The following is a 23978-nucleotide window of genomic DNA, read 5'->3' as shown; positions in this document are numbered from 1 at the left end:
GTGTCAGCGCCAGCCGATCAGCAGGATGGCGATGTTGACCAGCAGTCCCGCGCCCCACACCAGGCTGCGCGCCGTGGGCATGTCGCCCACGTACATGGTGATGTAGGACACGCGCAGCATCACGAACAGGAAGGCCAGCAGGTCCAGCATCATCTGCGGCGCGCCCAACTGGTGCGCGATGATGACCGCGCCGATGAAGAACGGCAGCGCCTCGAAGCTGTTGGCCTGCGCCGCATTGGCACGGGCGCGCCAGCCGGTCTGGCGCGCCAGCCACGCGCGTGGGTCGTGGTTGTCGCTGCCGCGAAAGCCCCCCGCTTGGCCAGCAGCGCGCAAGCCATGGGCAGCAGCGCCGCAATCAGCACGCACCAGTAGGCCACGGTGAAGCGGGCCACATGCATTGTTGTGTTCATTTTTGCAGTGTTTTTGGCCTCCAGCGCTTATCCAACAAGCGCTAGCAGCTATTGTTTTTGATATTCAGCGCCGATCCGCCAGCGCATGAGCGATGGTGCCCAGGTCCACGTATTCCAGCTCGCTACCCACGGGCACGCCCCGCGCCAGGCGCGTGACGTGCACGCCGCGGCGCTTGAGCGCCTCGCCGATCGCGTGGGCCGTGGCCTCTCCCTCGGCCGTGAAGCTGGTGGCCAGGATCACCTCCTGCACCACGCCGTCGCTGGCGCGCTCCAGCAGGTTGTGCACACCGATGTCGCGCGGCCCCACCCCATCCAGCGGCGACAGCCGCCCCATGAGCACGAAGTACAGCCCCTTGAACGCCGCGGTGCGCTCCATCGCGGCCTGGTCGGCGGGCGTCTCCACCACGCACAGGCGGTTGGCGTCGCGCGCCGGGTCCAGGCAGGTCTCGCACACCGCGCCCTCGGTGAAGGTGTGGCAGCGCTCGCAATGGCGCACCTGCGTTGCCGCCTGCGCGAGCGCCTGCGACAGCACCTGCGCGCCGGCGCGGTCATGCTGCAGCAGATGAAACGCCATGCGCTGCGCCGACTTCACGCCCACACCGGGCAGGCGCCGCAGGGCCTGGATCAGTGCGTCAAGGGAGCTGGTGTCGGACATGAAGAATGGATTTCGGAGTGCAAACGCCGCCCCCAAGGGCGTAGCGAGCGCCTGCCAGGCGAGGCGGACGGAGCACAGCAACCGGAACGTACTTGCCTAGTACGTGAGGATTGCGAGCACCGCCCCACGACGCATGGCCGGCGCGCAGTAGCCTGCCCTCAGAAGGGGAATTTCATGCCGCCGGGAAGGCCTGGCATGCCGGCCGTGATCTTGGCCATCTTCTCCGCCGAAGTCTCCTCGGCCTTGCGCACCGCGGCGTTGAAAGCGGCTGCCACCAGGTCTTCCAGCATGTCCTTGTCGTCGGCCAGCAGGCTGGGGTCGATGGTGACGCGCTTGACGTCGTGCTTGCAGGTCATCAGCACCTTCACCAGGCCGGCGCCGGATTCGCCTTCGACCTCGATGTTGGCCAGGTCGTCCTGGGCCTTCTTCAGGTTGTCCTGCATGGCCTGGGCCTGCTTCATGAGGCCGGCGAGCTGTCCCTTGTTGAACATGGATGGTTTCCTTTGCGTTTCAAAAATGGTTATGCAGGCTTGATGCTGCCCGGCACGATTTTCGCCCCGAAATCACGCATCAGTTGCTGCACGTAGGGGTCGTTGTGGACGATCTCCTCGGCCACGCGCTGGCGTTCGGCCGCGGCGTGCGCGTTGCGGCGCGCGGGGCTGTCGATCACCACACCCACTTCCACGCTGATCTGGCGCGCATGGCCCGCGGCCTCCAGCGCCGCGCGCAGGCGCTCGCGCGCCGTGGGCTGGTTGAGCGACTCCCGCTCCACGCGCAGCAGCCAATGGTCCGGGTCACGCGCCACCAGTTGCGACTGCAGCGCCAGTTCGCGCACCAGGGCGGTGATGGCCTCCTGGGCAATGAGCTGCTGCACGGTGGCATGCCAGACATCGCCCTCCTCGGTGCGCACCAGCCGCGCGGGTGCCGGGGCCGCCGATGGCAGGGGCTGCAGGCGCGCGCCGGGTTCCGGCGCGGTACGCACGGGGATTGCTACCGTTTCAGGAGCTGCTTGCGCTGTATGGGCGGGCGCTGGAGGTGTTTTTTGCCTTAGATCCTCAGGGGAGCGTACGGGCAGACGCACAGGCGCTGCGGCCCGTACGGGCGCCTGGGCCGCGTCGCCGGCTTCCCACGGGGGCGATTCGCGGTCGCCCGCGTCCAACGCGTCCTGCACGGCCTGGTTCACATCGTCCGGCGTGGCTTGCGCCCGCGTAGGCGCTGCCGATGCGGCGGGCCGGGCGGGCGCGGCAGTCGCGCAGTCCATCGCGGGCGCCTCGACCGGAGCCGGGTGCACCGACACCGGCGGCGGTGCAGGAGCCCGGTCCGCGGCGGCCGGCACAGCCTGCGGTGCCTGGACTACCGGCGTATCGGCCGGCGCATGGGCCGACGGCGCTGCGGCTTCAGGCCGCGTCAGAGTTTTTTTTTCAGCCGAGGCAGCCGCGCCGCCTTCCGAAGCCGCCGGCTTGAACGCCAACAGGCGCAGCAGCACCATGGTCAGCGCGGCATATTCGTCGGGCGCCAGACCCAGATCGGCGCGGCCGTGCAGGCAGATGCTGTACAGCAGCTGCGTCTCGTCGGCCGGCAGGGCGGCAGACAGGCGCGCAACCTCTGCCGCCTCAGGGTCGCTGGCGTCCGCGGCCGCAGCCATCTGCGGAACGGCCTGCAGCACGGCCATGCGCTGCAGCACGGCGCTCATGTCCTCCAGCGTGGAGGCGGCGGACAGGCCGTTGATGCGCAGGGTGTCCGCCGTCTCGACCACCGTGCGGCCATCGCCCTGCGCCAGCGCGTCGATCAGACGGAACACATGGCTGCGGTCCACGCTGCCCAGCATCTGGCGCACAGCGGCTTCCTGCAATTGGCCGCTGCCGAAGGCAATCGCCTGGTCGGTCAGGCTGAGCGCGTCGCGCATGGAACCGCGCGCGGCGCGGGCCAGCAGCCGCAGGGCCTGCGGCTCGGCGGGCACGTTCTCGGCGGCGAGCACGCGGGTGAGGTGCTCCAGCACCGTCTCGGGCGCCATGGGCCGCAGGTTGAACTGCAGGCAGCGCGAGAGCACCGTGACTGGCACCTTCTGTGGATCGGTGGTGGCCAGCACGAACTTGAGGTATTCCGGCGGCTCCTCCAGCGTCTTGAGCATGGCGTTGAACGCCGTGTTCGTGAGCATGTGCACTTCGTCGATCATGAAGACCTTGAAGCGCCCCTGCACCGGCTTGTAGACGGCCTGCTCCAGCAGCCCCTGCACCTCGTCCACGCCGCGGTTGGAGGCGGCATCCAGCTCGGTGTAGTCAGGAAACCGGCCGCTGTCGATGTCGGTACAGGCCGGGCACACGCCGCAGGGCGTGGCAGTGATGCCGCCTTGGCCGTCCGGCCCCTGGCAATTGAGCGATTTGGCCAGGATGCGCGAGACCGTGGTTTTGCCCACGCCGCGCGTGCCGGTGAACAGGTAGGCGTGGTGCAGCCGCTGCTGCGTGAGCGCGTTGGAGAGCGCCTGCACCACGTGCTCCTGCCCCACCATCTCAGAGAAGGTCTTGGGACGGTATTTGCGGGCGAGCACAAGATAGGACATGGGGCGTGATTCTATGTGCGGGCCAGACACGCAGCGCGCCAAGGCTTCTAGCTGGCCCGTGCCTACGCAGGCCACCGCGCCAACCGAGGGCGATCTGCTTTCTGCCAGGATTCATACTCCCCGGGAATGACTGCATACTGCCAGTCGCACCGTACCGCCATGTTGCCCGCCCTGCTTCCATCCCTTGCGGCCCGCAGGCGACTATCGCGACAAGGGTTGCTGACCCGGTCGGCTGGGGTGCGTCTCGCCTGCTGGCTACCGTGTCTGTGCCTGCAGCCACCAACGCAAGCACAGGAGGATTCCCAAAACACCGCCGCTGCCGATCCGCCGACGCAGCAACAGCCATTACCTGCGGCTTTGGATGTGCGTGCGCGTAACCACCCCGAGCCAGACGGTTACTCGCTGCCCAGCACGCCCGAGTTTGGCGCCATCGGCGTGCAGTTGCAGGGCGACTCACGTTTGCTGCTGCGCGTCCGGCGCGGCGGCCCCATGCTGTACTACCGGGCAAAGTTCTGACAGGCCACGGGCAGAGCGTGGTTCGTCGTACAATCACAGGCGACGGGCCTCCCCGCATGGTGAAGCGGCCAACCGGGTCAGGTGGGGAACCAAGCAGCCCTAACTGTGGAGCCAGTGCCGGGGGTAAGGCTCGTCACCTTCTTCTTTTCTTCCCCCTTCTTTTTTTGCGTCGCCTGAGCGCTTTGCGTTTCATCGGGCGGTTGCGGCGTTCCCGCACATGAACGCGATGCGTCAGCTCCGTCCTACAGTGGAACAAGCACGGCGATCGCGACAAGCACGTGCCCGCGGTCCATACTGCGCACCAGGAGTTCTTGCCACCGATCCACTTTCTTGCTGTCCCGTGCCGCCATGCTGTCTGCCATGTCCGCGCTGCTTGCAAGTCATCTGCTCCGGCCGCTGCCACGGCCGGCCATGGATTGGGGCATTGTGTGCCTGCTGTGCCTGTGCGCGGCATTTCCCGCCCGGGGCGATGAGAGTCTGGCAGACGGTGCTGCGACCGCATTGCGAGAGGCTCAGGATGAGCCTTCTTCCGCCGCCTTCACGCAGAACACCGCCACCTACCCCGACCTGAACGGCAGCGATCTTCCGCGCGCATCATTCGGCAACAGCGTTCAGTACACGGACATCACCCGTTGGCTTACGCCGCTGCAAGCCTCTCGCCTGGGGCTGACGCTGGGCGTGGTGGTTCCGTCGGACGGCGCGGCCCGCGCAGGAGCCGTCAGCCCGGCCTACCCGTCAGGCACCCCGCTGGCCTACGACCTGGGTCTGCGCTGGCGATCACAGTTGCAGCCGCGCGTACGGCTGGACCTGCAGGCCTGGGCCCGCACCCACCCGCACACGGGCCTGCACGACGCCATGGGCATGATCTGGGGTCGCGACCAGGGCAGCAACTTCGGCACCCGTCTGGAGGTGCAATGGTCCGCATCGCGCACGCGCGGTCTGGTCCCCGAGCTGGGCGCCATCGGCGTGCAGTTGCAAGGCGATGCGCGGCTGGTGCTGCGCGCCCGCCGCGGCGGGCCCATGGTGTATTACCGCGCGAAGTTTTGACCGCGCGCTCAGCAACGCTCTGGGTTGACGCCGACCTTCCCGCAATGACCGCAGAGCATGGCCCAAGGCGGCGCCCCTGCTGTACTACGCCTGCGTTGCCAGCCAGTGCGCGGCACCCGCTCCTGCCGCACGCCCGGTGGCATAGCACGCAGTCAACAGATACCCCCCGGTGGGCGCCTCCCAGTCCAGCATCTCGCCCGCGCAGAAAACCCCGGGCATGGTGCGCAGCATGAGGCGCGTATCCAGCGCTTCGAAGGCCACGCCGCCGGCCGTGCTGATGGCCTCATCCAATGGGCGTGCTGCCACCACGGTGATGGGCAAGGCCTTGATGGCATGGGCCAGCGCCACCGGGTCGGACATACCGTCCTTGCCCAGTTGTTCGTAGAGGACGGCGGTTTTGATGCCGTCCAGGCCCAGCCGGCTCTTGAGGTGGGTGGAAAGGCTGCGCGAGCCGCGCGGGTGGCGCACCTCGGCCAGCACGCGCTCGGGCGTGTGGTCGGGCAGCAGGTCCAGGTGGAAGGTGGCGTGACCGTGTGCCACGATCTCGTCGCGCAGCAGGCTGGAGACCGCATAGACCAGGCTGCCTTCCACGCCCGTGGCCGTGGCCACGAATTCCCCGCGCCGCTCAAAGCGCCGGCCCTGGCTGTCGGTGAAGGACAGCACCACCGACTTGAAGGGCTGGCCCGCGAAGCGCTCGACGAAATGCGGCGTCCAGCCGACGGCGGGCGCGCCTCGGCCGATGAGCTCCAGAAAGAACTCTCGCCGCGTCTCGCCCACGGGCGCATCCACGCGCGGTACGTCGAAACCGCAGTTGGACGGCGCCAGCGGCGCTACAGGCACGCCGCGCTGCGCCAGCAGCGGCGCCCAGGTACCGTCCGAGCCCAGGCGGCCCCAGCTGCCGCCGCCCAGGGCCAGCACGACGGCGCGCGCCCTTACCCGCACCTCTCCCGCCGGCGCGGCAAAGCGCAGCACAGGCGGCGTGATGCCATTCAATGCGTCGGCCCAGCCCATCCAGCGATGGCGCATGTGCAGCTGCACCCCCTGCCCGCGCAAGCGCTGCAGCCAGGCACGCAGAAGCGGCGCGGCTTTCATGTCCTTGGGGAACACCCGGCCCGACGTACCGACGAAGGTCTGCGTGCCCAAGGCATCAGCCCACGCGCGCAAGTCCTCGGGGCCAAAGTCTCGCAGCCAGGGCGTCAGCGCCTGCTGGCGATCGCCATAGCGCGCCATGAAGGCCGCCAGCGGTTCGGAATGCGTGAGGTTCAGCCCGCCCCTGCCCGCCAGCAGGAACTTGCGTCCCACCGAAGGCATGGCGTCGAACACCTGCACGCTCAGGCCCGCCGCTGCGGCGGTCTCGGCGGCCATCAGGCCAGCCGGGCCCGCGCCAATCACGGCGATCTCGCAGGATCGCAGATCCGTATCCATCATGGTGTTGCTTTCATCAACCCGCACGCCGCAGCAGGCGCACGTGCATGGGCCGCACGAAGTGCGCTCCCTCCATCGTGCAATGCGGCGCGAAGGCCGCCGCCACGCGCTCGCGCAAGGACACGTCGATGCGGTGGTCGGCAAAGGTGGGGTTCATCATCCGCCGCTCAAACTGGGCGAAGTCCTCGAAATGCACAGGCATGTCGAATCGCCGTTGCGCCACCTGCTCCCAGGTGCCGCGGACAGCCAGCGCGCGGTCCAGCGCCGCCTGCGCAGCGGCGCGCACGATGCCTTCGTCGTTGTACAGGCGCACGATCTCGTTGAGCGCGCCTTCGTAGACCGGCTCCGAAACGTACAAATGCCCGCCGGGACGCAGCACGCGCGCCACTTCGGTCAGCGCCTGGTCCATCGCATCCAGCGGCACGTGGTGCAGGGACTTGAGCATCAGCGCCAGGTCGAACTGCGCGTCATCGCCTGCAATGGCCTGCGCACCACCCACGGCAAAGCGCATGCGCGGCGGCGTGTCCTGCAGGTTGATTGCGTGCTGCCGGAGGTCCACTTCCAGCCCCAGATACCGCATGTCCGGCCAACGCTGCAGCATCTGCCGCGCCATGCGCGCACCGCCGCATCCGAGTTCGATGACGCGCGTGCCGGGGGTTGGCAGCAACTCGACCAGGACATCCAGTTCATCAGGGACGAGGGTGTGGTTCATGGGTCATCGATCAATCGGCAGAATCAACCGATGGTACCTACCCCTGCGCACGACGCGGGGTATTCCCGTACGCCGGCCACAGGCCCGGCGCCTGCCCACCCGGTCAGAACAGCACGCCCTGCCCTGGCGCGTCCACGACCACCAGCCTCCCATCGCCCGTCAAGAAAGCCGCGCCCACCCGCTCGCCCGGAAACTGCGCTCCCACCGCTTCGCGGTACAGGCGCAGCTGGGCCATCAGCTGCGGCTGGCGCTCGGGCGCGGTGGCGCTCTTGTAGTCCAGCACCCACCAGCGCGCACCCTCACGCGGCTGGCGCAGCCGCACCAGGCGGTCCAGACGCAGACCCTGGCCCTGGTACACCAGCGGCGCTTCGTTGAGGGCCTGCTCCACGTGATCGGGGTTCCACGCCCAGGCACCCTCGCCCTGCAGAATGCTCCGCGCCATCGCTGCGGCCTGTGCGGCAGCCTCCGCCGTGATGTCGAAGTCACGCGCCAGCTGCGCCAGCCGCCGCGCGGGCCACACGCCGCCCGCCCGCGGGGCGCCGACCACGCCCGCCTGCTCCAGCAACTGGTGCATGGCCTCGCCCTGGCGCGACTGCGGGGTGGAGACGGGAGCACCCGCCGCAGCGGCTTGTGCCCCCGGCGCAGCCCCCGCATACGGCGGAAGCTGCGGCAACGCGACGGCGGCATCGTCAGCCACATCGCCCAATGGCGCGGCGGGCGGCACTGGCGCGTCCTGCAGGGACTCGGCCAGCCGGTTCCACCAACTGCCGGGCGCGGCCGTGCTGGACTGCACCGCCGACAAGGCCAGGCAATGCTTGGCGCGTGTCATGGCCACATAGAGGGTGTTGAGCTCCTCGCGCTGGCGCTCCGCCAGTTCCGCCGCCAGCAGGTCCACCGCACTGGGCGGCGGGTTGGATTCGCTGGCCAGAAAGACAAAGCGCAGCGGAGCGGCCTGCTCGCCCGGCCAGTCGACCAGCGCGCCCATGGTCTCGGCCTTCTGCGCGCGCGCATCGGTGTCCAGCAGCAGCACGCTGTGCGCCTCCAGCCCTTTGGCGCCGTGGATGGTGAGCAGGCGCACGGCCTGCGCCTCCACGCGGCCGGGTGCGCGCATGCCCGGGCGCTTCATGGCGCGCACGAAGGCATAGGCCGTGAGGTAGCGTCCCCCGTCCTGCTGCAGCGCCGCGGCCAGCAAAGCGCACAGGTTGGCCAGCACGCCCGCACGCTGCGAGGCGGGAGCCGCGGCGGCAAAGCGCGCGGGCACGTCGCCGTGTTCGTAGATGGCATGCAGCGCATCGTGGGGGGGGCGTGTTTCCACCCATCGCTTGTATTGAGCCAAAACAGGCGCCAGCGCTTGCAGGTCGGGCGGAAGCAGCTCACTTTTTTGAAGTACGTCGAACCAGCTGCACGGGGATCCTTCTGCGGCCGTCTGGCGTACCCGCAGCGCAATCTGCACCAGCGCGTCATCCGTCAGGCCGAACAGCGGCGAGCGCAGCGCACGCGCCAGCGAAAGGTCATGCCCCGGTGAGACCAGCGCATCCAGCAGCGCGACGATGTCCTGCACCTCGGGCGCCTCGCCCAGCTCGGCCTTCTCGGGCTGCACGCAGGGCACGTGCAGCGCGCGCAGGGCCTCCTGCAGGGAGGCCAGCCGGTCGCGCTTGCGCGCGAGCACCATGATCTCCTGCGGCTGCACGCCCGCGGCGATCTGCGCCGCCACCCATTGCGCAGCCTGCGCGCATTCGCGCATGCGCAGGGTTTCCTCGGCTTCATGGCGCGGCTGGGTCAGAGTGTCGCGCCACTCGGGGGCAGTGGCCGCGGCGGCATCACCCCCGTCAGGCGCCGTGATCGGGGGCAGGCGCAGCAGTTGCCCCGGGTCGCGCGATTCGGTGGTGTGGTCGCGAAAGCCCGCGTACTCACCCTGCGCCTGCGCCGCCTGCATGGCCTGGTTCACCGCTGCGATCACGCCGATGGCGTTGCGCCGCGTGTGGTGGCAGGCCAGCAAGTCGCCCCCCAGCCCCTCGCGTACGAAGGCCTGGGCGGCCTTGAAGACCTGCGGCTCGGCGCGGCGAAAGCGGTAGATGCTCTGCTTGGGGTCACCCACGATGAACACGCTGGGCGGCTGCTGGCCGCCGCCCGCGCCCGCGTAACCGGCCAGCCAGGCATGCAGCGCCTGCCACTGCAGCGGGTTGGTGTCCTGGAACTCATCCACCAGCAGGTGGCGCACGCGCGCGTCCAGCCGCTCCTGCACCCAGCCGGAGAGGATGGGGTCGGACAGCATGACCAGCGCCGTGCGCTCCACGTCGTTCATGTCCACCCAGCCGCGCTCGCGCTTGAGCTGGGCGAACTGCGCGATGAGCGCACGCGCCAGCCGCGCCATGCGCTGCTGGTGCAGCCAGGCCTCGTGCTGGCGGCGCGCGGCGCACAGGCGCTGCAGTTCGCCCTCGGCCTCCTGCGCGGCGGCGAACTTCTCCAGATTCTTGGACAGGCGGTCCTCGCTGGCCACGAAGAAGGCCTTGCGCAGCGTGTCCAGACGCTGGCCCAGGTCGTCGCACAGCCAGGCGTCGATCACCGCGTTGGCGGCCTTCTGCGGCGTCTTGTTCGCCTGCGCCCCCAGCACCTGGGCCCAGGCATGCCAGCGCTGGCGCGCTGCGTCGCTGGCCAGCGCATCGGCCGGATGGTGCAAGCCGGCAAGGTCCGAGAACTGCGTGCCGAAATGCGGGATCGATGCGTCCACCACGCCCGCCTCGTCGGCCAGCGCGAACTCCACGCGCTTGGCCAGCGCGCCTTCGAGCGCCTTGTGCGTCTGCGAGCGGCCGTGATGCGCCACGCAGGCTTCGTAATCCGCGCGCAGCGCGGCGTCCTGCGCCACGGCGGCGAGGTAGGGACGCCAGACCTCGCGCACTGCCTCGGCGTCATCCTCCAGCAAGTCGTAATGGGCGGGCAGGCCCTGCTGCTCCAGCACCGCCAGCGGCGCCGTGCCCAGCAGCGCCGCAAACCAGCTGTGAAAGGTGCGTATCTGCACGGGGCGGCCCGCGTCCAGCGTCTGCCGGTATAGTTTTTGTAGCTGCTCGCGCTTGTCCAGAGCGCGCTGCGGCCCGATTCCTCTTGCAATCAGCTCCTTTTCCAGATCAGGCAGCGGCTTGGCCGCAAACTCCTGCAGCCATTCCTGCAGGCGCTGGCGCATTTCGCCCGCGGCCTTCTTGGTGAAGGTGATGGCCAGGATCTCGTGCGGCGCACAGCCGTCCAGCAGCGCGCGCAGCATGCGCGAGACCAGCATCCAGGTCTTGCCGGCGCCGGCGCAGGCCTCCACGGCCACGCTGCGCTGCGGGTCGCAGGCGATGGCATAGAAGGCCTCCCGCGTGACCGGTTGGCCGTTGTGTTCGTAGGCGGCTTGCGCGGCAGCTTCACTCATTCCAGAAATCCTTGCGGCACAGACCGCGCGCGGCGCACCATTCGCACACGCTGCCCTCGCCCAACGCGGGCAGCGGCGCGCCGGCGGCAATGCGCTGCATGTCGTGCGTGATGCCGTCCAGCAGCAGGTCGCGCAGGTGCACCACGTCGTCCTGCTCGTGCAGCCGGGTTTCGCCGCGCTCGCCCACATTCACGTACGCGGCCCGCAAGGTGTCGTCCTGCAGCAATGCGGCATAGAAGGCGAGCTGCGTGTCCTCGGCCCCGGCCTTGATGCGCCCGCGCGTGAGGGCGTCGCTCTCGGTCTTGTAGTCGATCACCAGCGCCAGGGGTTCGCCGCCGCCCTGCGGACGCACGGCGTCCACACGGTCCAGTGTGCCGACCAGTTCCAGCGCGCCCAGCGGCTGGCGCGCGCGCAGCTCGGCTTGGCGAAAGCAGGCGCCAGCGGCTTCGTGCTTGCCCAGCCATTCCAGATAGCCGGCGCGCAGCGCGGGCCAGCCCGAGGCGTAGGGCAGGAAGTCGCCCTCCTGCAGCCCCAGCTCGCGCGTAGCGCGCGCAGCCGCCTCGTCCATGAGCGCCGTGCGCGCCGCGGCGTCGCCCGTGGGCGCGTCCTGCAACGCCTCATGGAAGTGCTGCAGCACGGCATGCAGCCAGGTGCCGAAGTCACGTTTGTCCAGCCCGGCGTCCAGTTCGTCGTCTTCCTGCAGCTGCAGTTGGCGCAGCGCGAAGAAGCGGTAAGGACAGTGGCGCAGGTCGGAATATGCCGAGGACGATAGCCGCTGCACCGGCAGCTGCGCGCCCACCGGCAGCGGACGCGCCGTGGGTGCCACGGGCACGCTGCGCGTCACCCGGGGATCGGCACCGTCCGTGCCGGGTCCGTCCAGCCGAAGCGCCTGGACCAGCGGACTCGGCAGGAGGGGTTCGCCCCCCTCGTCACCCACGCGCCACAGGAGGTCGACACGCGCAATACGCAGGGCCTGCCGCCAGGCGGCGCGCTGCGCGGCGGCCAACAGGTCGCGCGTAGGCAGCCCCAGTCCCTCGCGCTGCGCCTGCGTCCAGGGGCCGGGCGGTTCAGGCGCGGCCTGCAGGCGTTTCTCATCGCAGCCGGGCAGCACCAGCGCAGCGAACGGGCGCGCCAGCAGCTGCGGCAGGGGCAGAACCACCACGGGTGCATCGTCCACATAGGCCGGTCGATAGCGCGCGCATTCCAGCACCTCTCCCACCCAGCGTGTGAAGTCCGCCAGCGCCATGCGCGCACCGGCCCCGTCCATGTCCTGCAGATCGTCCTGCAGGCCCTCGGGCAGGCGCAGCTCGGCCAGCACGCGCGCACCGGCCTCGTCCTGCTGCAGCCCGTCCCACAGGCCGCAGTCCTGCAGCAGCACGCGCAGCGACTGCAACCACTGGGCCAGCGGCCGCGCGGCCCGCAGCTGCGCGCGCCAGACCTGTACCTGGTCCGCCAACGCGGCCTCGGCCGGGCGCCGCTCAGCCAACGCCTGCAGTTGCGTCGCCGCGCCGCTCCAATGCCGGGCGCCCGCACGGCGCAGCCAGTGCTCCAGCGCGCGCAGTGCGGCCCCATCCACCGCGGGCGACTGCTTGAGCCAGTCGAGCACGGCATCGGCGGTGGCGTCCCAGGCACAGGCCTGCAGCACCGCCATCAGCCGCGCCGCGGCGTGGGTGGTGGAGAGCAGCCAGCCGTTTTCGTCGTGCACAGCCACGCCCGCGCCGGCAAGCAAGGCACTGATGCGGCGGGTGAGCGCGCGGTCGTTGGCCACCAGTGCCACGGGCGCCTGCCCCTGCGCCAGGTGCTGCAACACACAGGCGGCGGCGCGCTGGGCCTCGTCCTCGGCATCGGGCACGGCATGCAAGGTTGGCACGCCGGCCTTCCCGCCGTCCATCACCTGCGGCAGGTCCACGACAAGGCCCGCCTCTGCCCAGTGCTGCGCCAGCGTGCGGGCCAGGGGGTCGGGTTGGAAGCCCTGCACCACCACCAGCAGCGGCACGGACGCACGCACGCCAGACTCGAACAGCACATCCCCCACGTGGCGCGAGGCCAGCACCCATTCCAGGGCGATGCGCGCTGCGGCGGCCTCCAGCCGGAGCGCGCCACCGTCGCCCGCCGCCGGCAGCAGGGCGCGCGCCGCCTCGCCCCAGTCCGGGCGCCGGTCAGGAGCCACGGCCGCTGCCACCACCGCCAACTGCGCGGCCATCTCCAGCAGCGGACCGCTGAGGACTTCGCGGTGCGCGGCAAGACCGGCGCGGTCGAGCAATGCACGTGCGGTGACCGCATCGCGCGCCATATCGCCCGCGTACTCGCTGCCCTCCGCCAGTGGCGCCCCCAGCTGGGCAGCCCAGTTGCGCGTGGTCTCGAAGCGCGGCGCGAAACCCTGCGTATAGGCGCGCTGCCATTGCCGGCGCGCCTCGCCCATGAGCTGGGCGTACGGCACCAGCACCACGGTGGCCGCCAGGTGCGCGCCGCGCTGCGCGGCCGCTGAGCGCACCTGCTCGAAAACCGCGCACCACCCCGCGCTGCACGCTGCGGCGTGATCGTCTTTTGCTATGGGTGTCATAGCGTTACAAGCACCGGCCATATGAGGATGCGGGGATTCGGTTTCTGTCACAATGACTGGACTTTATACGTACCGGCATCGCCCACTGCTCACACAAGGAACCAAGGAACGCGCCATGGCCAGCGAACTCATCAAACATCTCTCCGACGCCAGCTTTGAAGCCGACGTGCTGAAAGCCGGCACTCCGGTGCTGGTGGACTACTGGGCCGAGTGGTGCGGCCCCTGCAAGATGATCGCCCCCATCCTGGACGAGGTGGCTGGCGCCTACCAGGGCAAGCTCACCATTGCCAAGATGAACGTGGACGAGAACCGCGAGATTCCCGCCAAGTTCGGCATCCGCGGCATTCCCACGCTGATGCTGTTCAAGAACGGTGAACTCGCCGCCACCAAGGTAGGCGCCATGAGCAAGGCCCAGCTCACCGCCTTCATCGACCAGCAATTGGCCTGATTCCCTTCTTGCCGGCCGCCCTCCGTGGCCGGCAGTCTTCCGAGGTGCGCAGCACCCGGGCAACCTGCGAATAGCGCAGAACTTTTCCTGTCATAATTCGCGCTGATCGCCTCGCCGCACGTGCACCCAGCGGCCGGCTCCGGATCACAGGCTCGCCAAGTCCGCCATCACCCATGGCCCGCACGAAACGCAGCCCTTCCCCTCACACAGACATTTCCACTCCGTCCAGGAGTCACTCCATGCACCTTAACGAACTCAAGGCACTGCACGTGTCTGAAGTCCTCAAGCAGGCCGAAGACCTGGAAATCGAAAACGGCGGCCGCATGCGCAAGCAGGAGCTGATGTTCGCCATCATCAAGAAGCGTGCAAAAGCCGGCGAGCAGATTTTTGCCGACGGCGTGCTTGAGATCTTGCCCGACGGCTTCGGCTTCCTGCGCAGCCCCGACACCAGCTACACCGCGAGCACCGACGACATCTATATCAGTCCGAGCCAGGTGCGCCGCTTCAACCTGCACACCGGCGACATGATCGAAGGCGAGGTGCGCACGCCCAAGGATGGCGAGCGTTACTTCGCGCTGACCAAGCTTGACTCCGTCAACGGCGGCCCGCCGGAGCAGAACAAGCACAAGGTGATGTTCGAGAACCTCACGCCGCTGTTCCCCAAGGAGCAGATGCGGCTGGAGCGCGAGATCAAGAGCGAGGAGAACATCACCGGCCGCATCATCGACATCATCGCCCCCATCGGCCGCGGCCAGCGCGCGCTGATCGTCGCGCCTCCGAAGAGCGGCAAGACGGTGATGATGCAGCACATCGCCCATGCCATCACGGCCAACAACCCCGATGTGCACCTGATGGTGCTGCTGGTGGACGAGCGCCCCGAGGAAGTGACCGAGATGCAGCGCTCGGTCAAGGGCGAAATCATTGCATCGACCTTCGACGAGCCCGCCGCACGCCACGTGCATGTGGCCGAGATGGTGATCGAGCGCGCCAAGCGCCTCGTGGAACTGAAAAAGGACGTGGTGATCCTGTTGGATTCCATCACCCGCCTGGCCCGCGCCTACAACAACGTGGTGCCCTCCAGCGGGAAGGTGCTCTCCGGCGGTGTGGACTCCAACGCCCTGCAACGCCCCAAGCGCTTCTTCGGCGCGGCGCGCAAGGTCGAGGAAGGTGGCTCGCTGACCATCATTGCCACGGCGCTGGTCGATACCGGCAGCCGCATGGACGAAGTGATCTTTGAAGAATTCAAGGGCACGGGCAACTGCGAAATCCACCTGAGCCGCCGCCTCTACGAAAAGCGCGTTTTCCCGGCCATCGAGCTCAACAAGAGCGGCACACGCCGCGAGGAACTGCTACTGGCACCCGAGATCCTGCAGAAGACGCGCATCCTGCGCCAGTTCATGTACAACATGGACGAGATCGAGTCCATGGAACTCATGATCAAGAAGATGAAGGAAACAAAGAACAACGTGGAGTTCTTCGAGGCCATGCGCCGCGGCGGCTGACCTGCTCCACCGCTTTTGCCCAGCCCCGCCTTCGTGCGGGGCTTTTTCATTTCACCATGACTCCAGTACCGCATTTCGCTGGACTACGCCCAAGCCCGATACAGCAGGTTTATCAATAACTTAGGCGAGTTCAACATATGCCGGTGCTTTCCGAAACCTGACCCGGCTTCCCCTCTGCTGGCCCCTATGAGGCTCCTGGAAAGCGGGTCTTTCCGAGGAGTCATCGTGGCAAAGATCAAGCTCACCAAGTCCGCAGTCGATGCGGCACAACCTCAGGCGCAGGCCGTCGAATTCCGGGACACGCTGGTGCCCGGCTTCCTGTGCAAGGTTACGCCAGCAGGCCGCAAGGTGTTCATGCTCCAGTACCGGACGAACGCCGGCGAACGCCGCAAGCCCGCCTTGGGCCTATATGGCGAACTGACCGTCGAGCAGGCCCGCTCGCTGGCCCAAGAATGGCTGGCCGAGGTGCGCCGGGGCGGCGATCCCGGTGCCGCCAAGGCCGCCGCCCGATCCGCGCCCACCGTTGCGGAATTGTGCAAGAAGTTCATGGAGGATCACTCCAAACAGCGCAACAAACCCAGCACCCAGGTCGGCTACCAGAAGTGCATCAATAACAACATCATTCCGATGCTGGGCCGCATGAAGGTGCAGGACGTGAAGCGCCCGGACGTGGCCGGGGCGATGAAGAAGATGGCGCACAAGCCGGCCGACGCCAACCGCACCTTCAGCGTCATGCGCAAGATGTTCAACCTGGCCGAGATATGGGGCTACCGGCCGGATGGCACCAACCCGTGCCGCCACGTCCCGATGTACCCCAACGGCAAGGCCACCCACCTCATCAGCGACGAGGAGATGGGCAAGCTGTTCCGGTATCTCGACTACCTGGAAACCGATGGCCTGGGGCTGGATCATGCGATTCTGCCGCTGGCCATCCGGCTGCAATTCGAGTTCGCGGGTAGGCGCTCCGAGATCGTCACGCTGCAATGGAATTGGGTGGATCTGGAGAACCGGCGCGTGGTCTGGCCCGACAGCAAGACCGGCGGCATGTCCAAGCCCTTGAGCGAGGAAGCCTACCGGCTGCTGTCCACTGCGCCGCGCCAGGACGATTGCCCGCACGTGTTCCCGTCTCCGAACCATCCGGGGCAGCACATGACCACGGGCGAGTACTACGGCGGCTGGACGCGCATCCTCAAGCGCGCCGGCGTGAGCCATGTAGGCACGCACGGCATCCGACACCGCTCGGCCACCGACATCGCCAACTCGGGGATTCCGGTGAAGGTGGGCATGGCGCTGACGGCGCACAAGACCGTGGCGATGTTCATGCGCTACGTCCATACTGAGGATAAGCCGGTACGCGAGGCGGCCGAACTGGTGGCGAACCGGCGCAAGGCGATCACCGGGGCGCAGCGTCCGGTAGAGGTGGCAGCATGAGCAGGCTCCAACACATGGCTTCTGCTGCCGGATTGTCGCGACGCTGTCACGACAATTTCAGGGTGCCCTCCTTGGCCGGACTGCGGGACTGGAAAAGTATGCCCGTTTCGGGCATACTTTAGGGGTTGCCTGACATGAATGTCCTCAAGCGCAAGGACTTTGCACGGTGGCAGGCGGGCGAGAAGCTGCCCGATGCCGCCTTGTGCAGGGCGGTTCACGAGATGGAGGCTGGCCTGATTGATGCTGACCTGGGCGGCTTCCTCTACAAGAAGCGGGTGGCCCGTCTTGGTGGCGGCAAGAGCGGCGGTTATCGAACGCTGCTGTCAGCGCGAATCGGTAGCCGCTATGTGTTTCTGCATGGATTCCCAAAAAGCGATAAGGCGAACATCACGCAGGACGAAAGGAAGGCGCTGCAGTTCGCCGGAAAGGTGTTTCTGGAGCTATCGGCAGAGGACTTGATGAAAGCGCTGCAGATAGGCGTTCTATTGGAGGTGTGTTGTGACGAGCAAGCTCATTGAATCCCTGCGCGGCGATCTGGCCGCGCTGCACGATGCCGGCGCGATCGGCAAGGTGACGATGCGCGAGTTCGACGCCATCTGCCCGCCGCCAGTACGGGAATTCAGCGCGGCCGACATCAAGCGGCTGCGCGAGGGACTGAAGTTCAGCCAGCCGGTGTTCGCACTGCACCTGCACACCACAGCATCCACGGTACGCAAGTGGGAGCAAGGCGACACCCATCCTGCAGGGCCAGCCCTCAAACTGCTCAATGTCATCGCGAACAAGGGGCTGCAGGCAATCCTTTGATCAAGACAAATAGGTCTGTACTTCCCGCAGACATCTGCCTCAAATGAAGTTACGATGTTTAACGGTTGTAAAAACATCTATGGAGGTAACAGGTGGCGGAGACGAGAAACGTGTTTATCAGCCATGTCCATAAGGACGATCATGGACTCCAGAAGCTCAAAGATCTACTGGCGCCGAAGGGTCTGGATGTCAGAGACTCCTCGATTCATACAGGGAAGTTCAACAACGCCACTGATGAGCATTACATAAAAACCCAAATTCTGGCACCTGCGATCAACTGGGCTGGCGTCTTCATTTGCTACGTTTCTCCCCAGACAAAAGACAGCGATTGGGTTAATTGGGAGATTGAATATGCCGCAAAGCAGGGCAAACGCATTGTGGGCGTTTGGGAACATGGTGAAAAAGAATGTGATATTCCCGATGCCTTGAAGGAATACGCTGACGCCTTGGTTGGTTGGAACGGCGACGCAATCATTGATGCGATTAATGGCAAAGACACATGGGAAAAGCCTGATGGTGGTCCCTGCGGCACCGTTCCCCTTAAGCGACACCCCTGCTGATGGCTCGCATTCACTCCTACGTGGTGCGCTACGACAGTGGTTTTGCACCCAATCCGTTCTATGGTCACTGTACGCTAGTAACCTGTAAGCCAGGTATTCGCCGCAGCGCCGAAGTTGGTGACTGGGTCATCGGCAGCGGCAGCAATGCCCACGGCGTGGGTCGAGGTGGACATCTTGTGTACGGCATGCGCGTTACTGAGGTAATGACACTCGACGAATATGCGCTGAATCCCAGGTTTGAATCGAAAAAACCTTTTCGCAACGGAAGCCGGAAGCAAAGTTGTGGAGACAACATCTACTTTAGAGATGGGCCTGAGGCAGCTTGGCAACAACGAGATTCTTTTCACTCCCAGGTAGACGGTACGCTCAATCCTCAGCACGTACAGCGCGACACTGGCGTAAATAGGATTTTGGTCAGCAATGACTTTGTTTATTTCGGAGGAACGGGGCCAAAATTCCCACGGGAGTTGCAAGACCGAAATGGCAGACATCTGTGCAAAAGTGGGATAGGGTTGACTTGCTTTGATGATCCTCAACTGCTAGCCAGTCTAGAGAAGTGGATACGTAGTTTGGGTGTTACCGGCTACCAAGGCCCTCCATTCGAATGGCTCACTCTTCGCGGATAATTTGACATGCAAAAAGAAGGATCCCTTCTGCTTTCGGATTATGCTGCAGAAATTGCGGCTACTGACGTGCTCAATCCGACCGATTTCAGCCCTGTTCTCCAAGGTTTATATGGAGAAATAGGCGGAATTATGGCTACGGCCAAAAAGCATATCCGAGAAAAATCCGCCTATCCTGGGTTTAAGAAAGCGGCAGAAGAAGAGTTTGGCGACACGCTCTGGTATTTGGCCGCGCTCTGCAGGCGCATGCAGATTCCCCTTGAAGAGGTTTTCGCCGAGGCAGCGAACCATGGGGATTTTAAGAACGTGGGAGCCGCAAGCGACATGGCCGAGGGCGCATTGGCTTACATTGCTATACCAATTGCTGAGCCGGGTTCGGTAGATACCACGCTGGTGCGTTTAGGTCAGTCAGCCGCGGCATTGTTGGGTAATTCCCCTACGCGCAGTGATCTAATTTCCTTTGCACGAGCTTATTTGGATGCCATTCGTGCTGCCGAATTGGTATTTTCAGAAGTGGCGCGCGGCAATCTTCGGAAAGCTCGCGGGGCATTTTTAGAGCCACAACCTGCTGATTTAATTGGTCTTGATTTCGATAGCGATTTTGGGGATGAAGAACAACTGCCCAGGAATTTCAAAATTAGGGTCAATCAACGAGGAAGCGGCAAGAGCTATCTTCAATGGAATGGGGTATTTATAGGAGACCCTCTGACTGATAATATTGCTGACCGTGATGGTTATCGATTTCACGATGTCTTCCATTTTTCCTATGCGGCCGTACTACATTGGTCACCCGTAATTCGGGCATTGATCAAGCATAAACGAAAAAGCAAGCCGAAGTACGATGAGGAGCAGGACAGTGGTCGGGCCATTGTTGTTGAAGAAGGCCTTACTGCCTGGATTTTTTCTAGAGCAAAGGAATTGAATTTCTTTGAGAAGCAGGAGAAGATTTCTCTGGGAATTCTGAAAACCATTGGTGAATTTGTTAGCGGCTATGAAGTAGAAAAGTGTCCGCTGAAGTTGTGGGAGAAAGCTATCCTTGATGGGTATGCCGTTTTTCGGCAGCTCAAAGAAAATCAGGGAGGTTGGATCATTGGCGACCGTGAACAGCGCACAATTAAATATATGCCGCTGGAGCTTGAGAAATGAAGACTCACCCTTTTGTCGAGGCGGTGGCCTCGCTGCAGTTTGAAAACTGCTTTAACCCGTATTCAGATCGTTGCGAAGTGCATGACCGTCGCGATGCACCTCGACGCCGAACCGCGGCGCTTTCTGCCATGCTGCGTTGCGCGCTGGAGGAACCGGTCGATGCAATATGGATTGGCCGAGACCTTGGATACCGTGGAGGGCGCCGCACGGGGCTGGCCCTGACTGATGACGTTCACATGACCCATCATGCCAAGCGTTGGGATCTCGATTTAGTTGCAGAACGACCTACCGTAGGAAGCGCAGTCGCTGAGCGAACTGCTGCAGTCATATGGAACATGCTGGAGCACATTGATGCTCGTATCTTCCTTTGGAACGTCTTCCCACTTCATCCGCACGAATCGGGTGATCCGTTTACCAACCGGCAGCACAATGCTCGTGAAAGACGTGCGGGCGAAGAATTGCTGCAGCAACTCATTGACCTATTGCGGCCATCCCGCATCGTTGCCATAGGAAATGATGCTGCCGCAGCAGCTCATCGCATCACGGATACGGTGCCCGTTATTTGTGTGAGGCATCCGAGTTACGGTGGCCAAACACAGTTTCAGGAGCAAATTTCAGAACTCTATGGATACCCACCACGGACTCAATCGCTTTTTTGAATTGGCGTTGGCAGTTTCTTTAACGAGCTGCAATTGATGCTGCGAGCCAGCTGATCACTGGCTAGTGCCCTCATCATCGATGGTTATCGTGAGGTGAGTGTGAAAGAGCCGAGCGAAGTCCACATCGGTAAGCTCTCCATCGGCGAAATAGCCTCGATCCTTGGCGAGATTCAACGCTGCCCCTCCCGGAGAAGGGACAGGCAATACCTTGGCTGTGGGGTGAAAGTGTCTGAACAGTTCGTGCTCCTCCTCTACGCCTTCCATGCCTCCGATGAACACTGCCGCAACTAAGTCCTCACGCGACAGCATTTGCTCGCGCATCGTCAACAGGCTCGCTCCCCGGTCATTGGGAATCGCTTCGGTGTAGACGACATTCTGAAAGTGCTTGTTCTCTTCGGGATAGCGATCCTCAAAGAATTTGCTCTGATACAAGATCACTGACTGCGAGTAGTCCACACCCAAGTCTTCACAGATTGTCCAGATCATTGGTGTGATGGCGGGATGGCCACCCCAGACGATCTTGTGTCGACGAATCACAGCCATAGCCAACTCTCGTACTGCACATTGGATAAGAAACGGATTGGCCGTTTCATGATAAGTGCCTCGGCCAACAAGCGGCACGCTGGCCGAAAGGAAGATGGCACTCATGCTCAAGCCTCCCAATCTGCAAATTGCCAACCCGCCTCGCTCGACTTGACCCATCGCGCGGAATGGATGTACCGGCCCAGCCAGTCCAAATGTCCTAGCCATCGGGGATGCAAACCGACGTGATCGTAGACAACGGCGACTGACTGATCGGGTGAATTTGTTGAGGCTTCATGCAGGGTTGTCGATGTAGGAACACCGACGGTGGGATACACCACAACTGCCCGACCATCTGGCAGTCGGATATGAACTGCTCTATTGCTTCCCACCCCGATTATTTGACCGCCGATCGTCTCAATAGCGTTACGCAGATTGCTTACAAGATTGACGGAACGCACTGCATGGCTTTGACTGCGGACCTCCTCAAGTTGCAAGCAGATGCGCTCTACCGCACCGTCGGCCAGGCGCCCAGTGTGCGGGTCTACTTCTTCGGGCAACAGTTCCGCCCGGCTTGCAGTAGCCGTGCGTGCAGAAGGTGTGGCGTCCGGCCAACCGACACGGAGAACGCTGATACCCTTGGCCAGCGCACGTCCAAACTCCGCGCTCGTCCAGCGACTTTCGAAATAACCTGGCGTGTCAAGCATCACGAGCACATCGGAATCGCAGAGTCGATGCCACAGCATGGTCTGGAAGTCCTCCGCAGGTGGAATGCCGTGCGTGTCGAGGAATACATCGAAAAGCCGAACTGACAAGGCGTCAAACAATTGCAAAGCAGCTTCTCGGGCTTCACCTCGGCGGTAGCTCACAAAAACCCGCCGTTGCCGGGGGAGTAACCCCGCACATTCCAGCAATGCGGTCGCAACACGTTGTGCACCACCTGCTGCATACGCTAGGCAGTTGAGCGGTTGCATCATTGCTGGAATCTCTACATTGACTCTACTGACATCCGATGCCACCGGCAGCAATGGGATGCCACGCTCCAACAGCTTTGCAACATTGGCAAGAGGCGCATTCTCCCCGCCAAAAAAAACTGCGGCGGCTGATCTTTGCTGGTGAGGCTCGAATGATTCGGGACAGACATCCCATCCGACCTCATGACCCAGCCGTAGATTGAACATGCTTACGGCTTGAGACACGATATTCTCAAGCTCAGAAATCTGAGCAGCACTTGGTGCTCCAAGTACTGCAAGCTGATATAGAGAAGGCATGTCTACCTTAGTCACATAATTTTTAAATATCGGGAGAAGGCACCCAGTGTCAGGCGAGATTTGTGTGGATCTACGGAAAAATTAATATTTTTGCCATTCTGGTGCTAGCAACCCATCCAAAAATCTAGATCGAACGGAAACAAAAGAATCCTTACCTACCTCATTCCCTCGTGCTGCCATATCTTCAATCGCTTCTGCATCATCAAGTTTAATTTCTGCTGGAGTCTGTTGATTAATCCGGAGATGGCGCGTTGGACCTAAAAAACCTTCGGCCAAAACTAGTGCTCCATGCTCCTGAGCAGCAAAGAAGAGATCAGCGCTATTGGGCGCCCATCCAGCTTTACCTTTTCCAAGAGACTCAGTGAAATCACTTTCACTGCCCATAGTGCCGACACTTAAAACATCTATTCGATCCAATGGTATTTTTAAATAACGAACCGCTTCTGCCAACGCGGGGAGAATTGGATTATTTGCCCAAACGCCACCATCAAGAAAAGATTCAGGAGCAACCGGCCCATCCCAGACAGATTCGTCAAAATATGTAGGAGCAGCTGAAGATGCAAGTGCCGCATCGACCGCAGAGATGTCTCGGAATGCTGTTCTATCTGGGCTATGAGCTGTAACAATAGCTTCAGCCTGCCCATGTTTCGCTCTTACTGTAGGAATTACGAGCCGGCAGCATGAAGCATCATTTATTTTTCTATCACCGTATACTTTGTACAGCAAATCTCTGAGCGTGGAGGATTCGTGCTTGGATTTTAACCAATGTCGGAGCTTTCTATCTTTCGGGAAAATTAGTGGTCCTTGCTCTTGGTAGAACTTTAATATATCGCGTGGCGCAATTCCGAGGGCGAGCCCGATTGCGAGTATCGCGCCGGTCGATGTGCCAGCTACTAAATCGAAGTGTGATATTAGATTGTTGCCACCGCCACTCTTCAGCATGTCATCCCACTTCGCCAAAACGGCGGCAGTGAACGTCCCTCGCAAGCCTCCCCCATCAAGAGCAAGAATTCGAAAATTGCGCCCCCGCGAAACACTACGTCGCACCAGCGGTAGGAGCTTTAGCTGATTGACAATGGTTTCTACTATACGTTCGATAGACGTATCATTCGCAATTTCTCGGTTTGCATTCTCAGATAGTCCATTCTGCAATCTTGAAGGCAAGCTGGGGTTGTCCTTTAGATAACCCGCGATTGCTCCACCAAATCCTGCAACAACGAAACCTGGCTTTCCAAGATCTAGCATCGCATCAAGCTCAGTGGGGACTCCTGCGTTAGCCTTATTTATGTCCCACCACTTACCTCCAACGCAGATAACCGCATCCGATCGCTCGGCCATCCAGTCTCGCATTGGAGTTAAATCACTATTTCCTTCCCCATCAGTTTCTGCAGGAACTATTTGCACAGCGGCGAATTGGCGTTGAATTTCTATTTCTGCAATCTGTGCATCTGTTTCGGCAAATTTTTGAGCGCGAACTAATGTTAACGCTCCAATCTCACCTCCCGCTTGAAGAAAATTCCTCGCCGCATCCTCTAAAGGCTTAGATAGGGATGGGTGACTTCCGTGAATCACAGCGCCTCCCTCGCTAAATATTCGCGAGGCGAGTGCCTTCACAAACAAGCATATTTCTTCTTGCCGCTCATCTGGAGCGGATCCTGAAAGGTGAATTCTCACCCCTGCAAGAGGCAGTCTTGGAATCATGCAATAAACCTGGT

General features: G+C 63.4%; 21 protein-coding genes, 1 other RNA gene and 1 pseudogene. 12 read left to right on the top strand and 11 right to left on the bottom strand.

Annotated elements, in window-relative coordinates:
- Window positions 1-3: 3 nt before the first annotated feature.
- From BV908_RS12460 to dnaX, 4 genes and pseudogenes are all read right to left on the bottom strand, one after another.
- A pseudogene (locus tag BV908_RS12460) lies at window positions 4-410 on the bottom strand (MAPEG family protein).
- 64 nt (window positions 411-474) lie between these two features.
- The gene (gene recR, locus BV908_RS12455) at window positions 475-1065 is read right to left on the bottom strand and encodes a recombination mediator RecR (protein ID WP_103738322.1); all 591 of its coding nucleotides are present in this window, start codon (window positions 1063-1065) and stop codon (window positions 475-477) included.
- 158 nt (window positions 1066-1223) lie between these two features.
- Window positions 1224-1556, bottom strand: coding sequence for a YbaB/EbfC family nucleoid-associated protein (locus BV908_RS12450; RefSeq protein ID WP_011805555.1), 333 nt, complete (start codon window positions 1554-1556; stop codon window positions 1224-1226).
- Window positions 1557-1585: 29 nt separating this feature from the next.
- A complete protein-coding gene (dnaX, locus tag BV908_RS12445) occupies window positions 1586-3625 on the bottom strand; it encodes a DNA polymerase III subunit gamma/tau (RefSeq protein WP_103738321.1) in 2040 nt (679 codons plus the stop codon).
- Between the two features lie 363 nt (window positions 3626-3988).
- Here dnaX and BV908_RS22450 point away from each other — a divergent pair, with 363 nt between their 5' ends.
- The 3 genes from BV908_RS22450 (at window position 3989) to BV908_RS12435 (ending at window position 5188) form a co-directional block, all read left to right on the top strand.
- Window positions 3989-4141, top strand: coding sequence for a hypothetical protein (locus tag BV908_RS22450; RefSeq protein ID WP_172751387.1), 153 nt, complete (start codon window positions 3989-3991; stop codon window positions 4139-4141).
- Window positions 4142-4182: 41 nt separating this feature from the next.
- Window positions 4183-4279: signal recognition particle sRNA small type (ffs, locus tag BV908_RS12440), an RNA gene on the top strand.
- 273 nt (window positions 4280-4552) lie between these two features.
- Window positions 4553-5188: a hypothetical protein gene (locus BV908_RS12435; protein ID WP_103738320.1), complete on the top strand. Its 636-nt coding sequence runs from the start codon at window positions 4553-4555 to the stop codon at window positions 5186-5188.
- Between the two features lie 84 nt (window positions 5189-5272).
- Here BV908_RS12435 and BV908_RS12430 read toward each other — a convergent pair whose 3' ends face one another.
- The 4 genes from BV908_RS12430 to BV908_RS12415 form a co-directional block, all read right to left on the bottom strand.
- Window positions 5273-6616 (bottom strand): TIGR03862 family flavoprotein, encoded by a 1344-nt coding sequence (locus tag BV908_RS12430; RefSeq protein ID WP_103738319.1) that lies wholly within the window; start codon window positions 6614-6616, stop codon window positions 5273-5275.
- 13 nt (window positions 6617-6629) lie between these two features.
- A complete protein-coding gene (locus BV908_RS12425) occupies window positions 6630-7325 on the bottom strand; it encodes a class I SAM-dependent methyltransferase (RefSeq protein ID WP_103738318.1) in 696 nt (231 codons plus the stop codon).
- Window positions 7326-7428: 103 nt separating this feature from the next.
- The gene (locus BV908_RS12420; protein WP_103738317.1) at window positions 7429-10734 is read right to left on the bottom strand and encodes a UvrD-helicase domain-containing protein; all 3306 of its coding nucleotides are present in this window, start codon (window positions 10732-10734) and stop codon (window positions 7429-7431) included.
- Window positions 10727-13297, bottom strand: a complete 2571-nt coding sequence (locus BV908_RS12415) for a PD-(D/E)XK nuclease family protein (protein ID WP_103738316.1) — start codon at window positions 13295-13297, stop codon at window positions 10727-10729. Before BV908_RS12415 ends, BV908_RS12420 begins: the two co-directional genes overlap by 8 nt.
- Before the next feature lie 115 nt (window positions 13298-13412).
- On the opposite strand from BV908_RS12415, the gene trxA reads away from it, so the two are divergent.
- The 9 genes from trxA to BV908_RS12370 all read left to right on the top strand — a co-directional run bounded on the left by trxA (window position 13413) and on the right by BV908_RS12370 (window position 20470).
- Window positions 13413-13745, top strand: a complete 333-nt coding sequence (trxA, locus tag BV908_RS12410) for a thioredoxin TrxA (RefSeq protein ID WP_011805563.1) — start codon at window positions 13413-13415, stop codon at window positions 13743-13745.
- Between the two features lie 239 nt (window positions 13746-13984).
- A complete protein-coding gene (gene rho / locus BV908_RS12405; RefSeq protein WP_103738315.1) occupies window positions 13985-15247 on the top strand; it encodes a transcription termination factor Rho in 1263 nt (420 codons plus the stop codon).
- Window positions 15248-15472: 225 nt separating this feature from the next.
- On the top strand, window positions 15473-16678 hold the full coding sequence (locus tag BV908_RS12400; RefSeq protein ID WP_103738314.1) for a site-specific integrase: 1206 nt from the start codon (window positions 15473-15475) through the stop codon (window positions 16676-16678).
- Between the two features lie 134 nt (window positions 16679-16812).
- Window positions 16813-17196, top strand: a complete 384-nt coding sequence (locus tag BV908_RS12395) for a type II toxin-antitoxin system RelE/ParE family toxin (protein ID WP_019043430.1) — start codon at window positions 16813-16815, stop codon at window positions 17194-17196.
- Window positions 17177-17482 (top strand): DNA-binding transcriptional regulator, encoded by a 306-nt coding sequence (locus BV908_RS12390; RefSeq protein ID WP_103738313.1) that lies wholly within the window; start codon window positions 17177-17179, stop codon window positions 17480-17482. The genes BV908_RS12395 and BV908_RS12390 overlap by 20 nt, the downstream gene beginning before the upstream one ends.
- 92 nt (window positions 17483-17574) lie before the next feature.
- Window positions 17575-18042: a TIR domain-containing protein gene (locus BV908_RS12385; protein ID WP_103738312.1), complete on the top strand. Its 468-nt coding sequence runs from the start codon at window positions 17575-17577 to the stop codon at window positions 18040-18042.
- Window positions 18042-18668: a hypothetical protein gene (locus tag BV908_RS12380; protein WP_103738311.1), complete on the top strand. Its 627-nt coding sequence runs from the start codon at window positions 18042-18044 to the stop codon at window positions 18666-18668. Before BV908_RS12385 ends, BV908_RS12380 begins: the two co-directional genes overlap by 1 nt.
- Window positions 18669-18674: 6 nt before the next feature.
- A complete protein-coding gene (locus BV908_RS12375; protein WP_103738310.1) occupies window positions 18675-19811 on the top strand; it encodes a nucleoside triphosphate pyrophosphohydrolase family protein in 1137 nt (378 codons plus the stop codon).
- Entirely contained in the window at window positions 19808-20470 is a 663-nt protein-coding gene (locus BV908_RS12370; RefSeq protein WP_103738309.1) for a uracil-DNA glycosylase, read from the top strand. Before BV908_RS12375 ends, BV908_RS12370 begins: the two co-directional genes overlap by 4 nt.
- 54 nt (window positions 20471-20524) lie before the next feature.
- On the opposite strand, the gene BV908_RS12365 is transcribed toward BV908_RS12370, so the two are convergent.
- The 3 genes from BV908_RS12365 to BV908_RS12355 form a co-directional block, all read right to left on the bottom strand.
- A complete protein-coding gene (locus tag BV908_RS12365; RefSeq protein ID WP_103738308.1) occupies window positions 20525-21118 on the bottom strand; it encodes a hypothetical protein in 594 nt (197 codons plus the stop codon).
- A gap of 2 nt (window positions 21119-21120) precedes the next feature.
- Window positions 21121-22278, bottom strand: a complete 1158-nt coding sequence (locus BV908_RS12360; RefSeq protein ID WP_246867502.1) for a toll/interleukin-1 receptor domain-containing protein — start codon at window positions 22276-22278, stop codon at window positions 21121-21123.
- 66 nt (window positions 22279-22344) lie between these two features.
- On the bottom strand, window positions 22345-23964 hold the full coding sequence (locus BV908_RS12355; RefSeq protein ID WP_103738306.1) for a CBASS cGAMP-activated phospholipase: 1620 nt from the start codon (window positions 23962-23964) through the stop codon (window positions 22345-22347).
- Window positions 23965-23978 lie beyond the last annotated feature (14 nt).

The sequence above is a fragment of the Diaphorobacter sp. LR2014-1 genome, assembly GCF_002916785.1.
GTDB classification, from domain to species: Bacteria; Pseudomonadota; Gammaproteobacteria; order Burkholderiales; family Burkholderiaceae_C; genus Diaphorobacter; species Diaphorobacter nitroreducens.
Note: the sequence above shows the minus strand (reverse complement) of the source record. Positions and strands in the feature narration are given on the sequence as shown.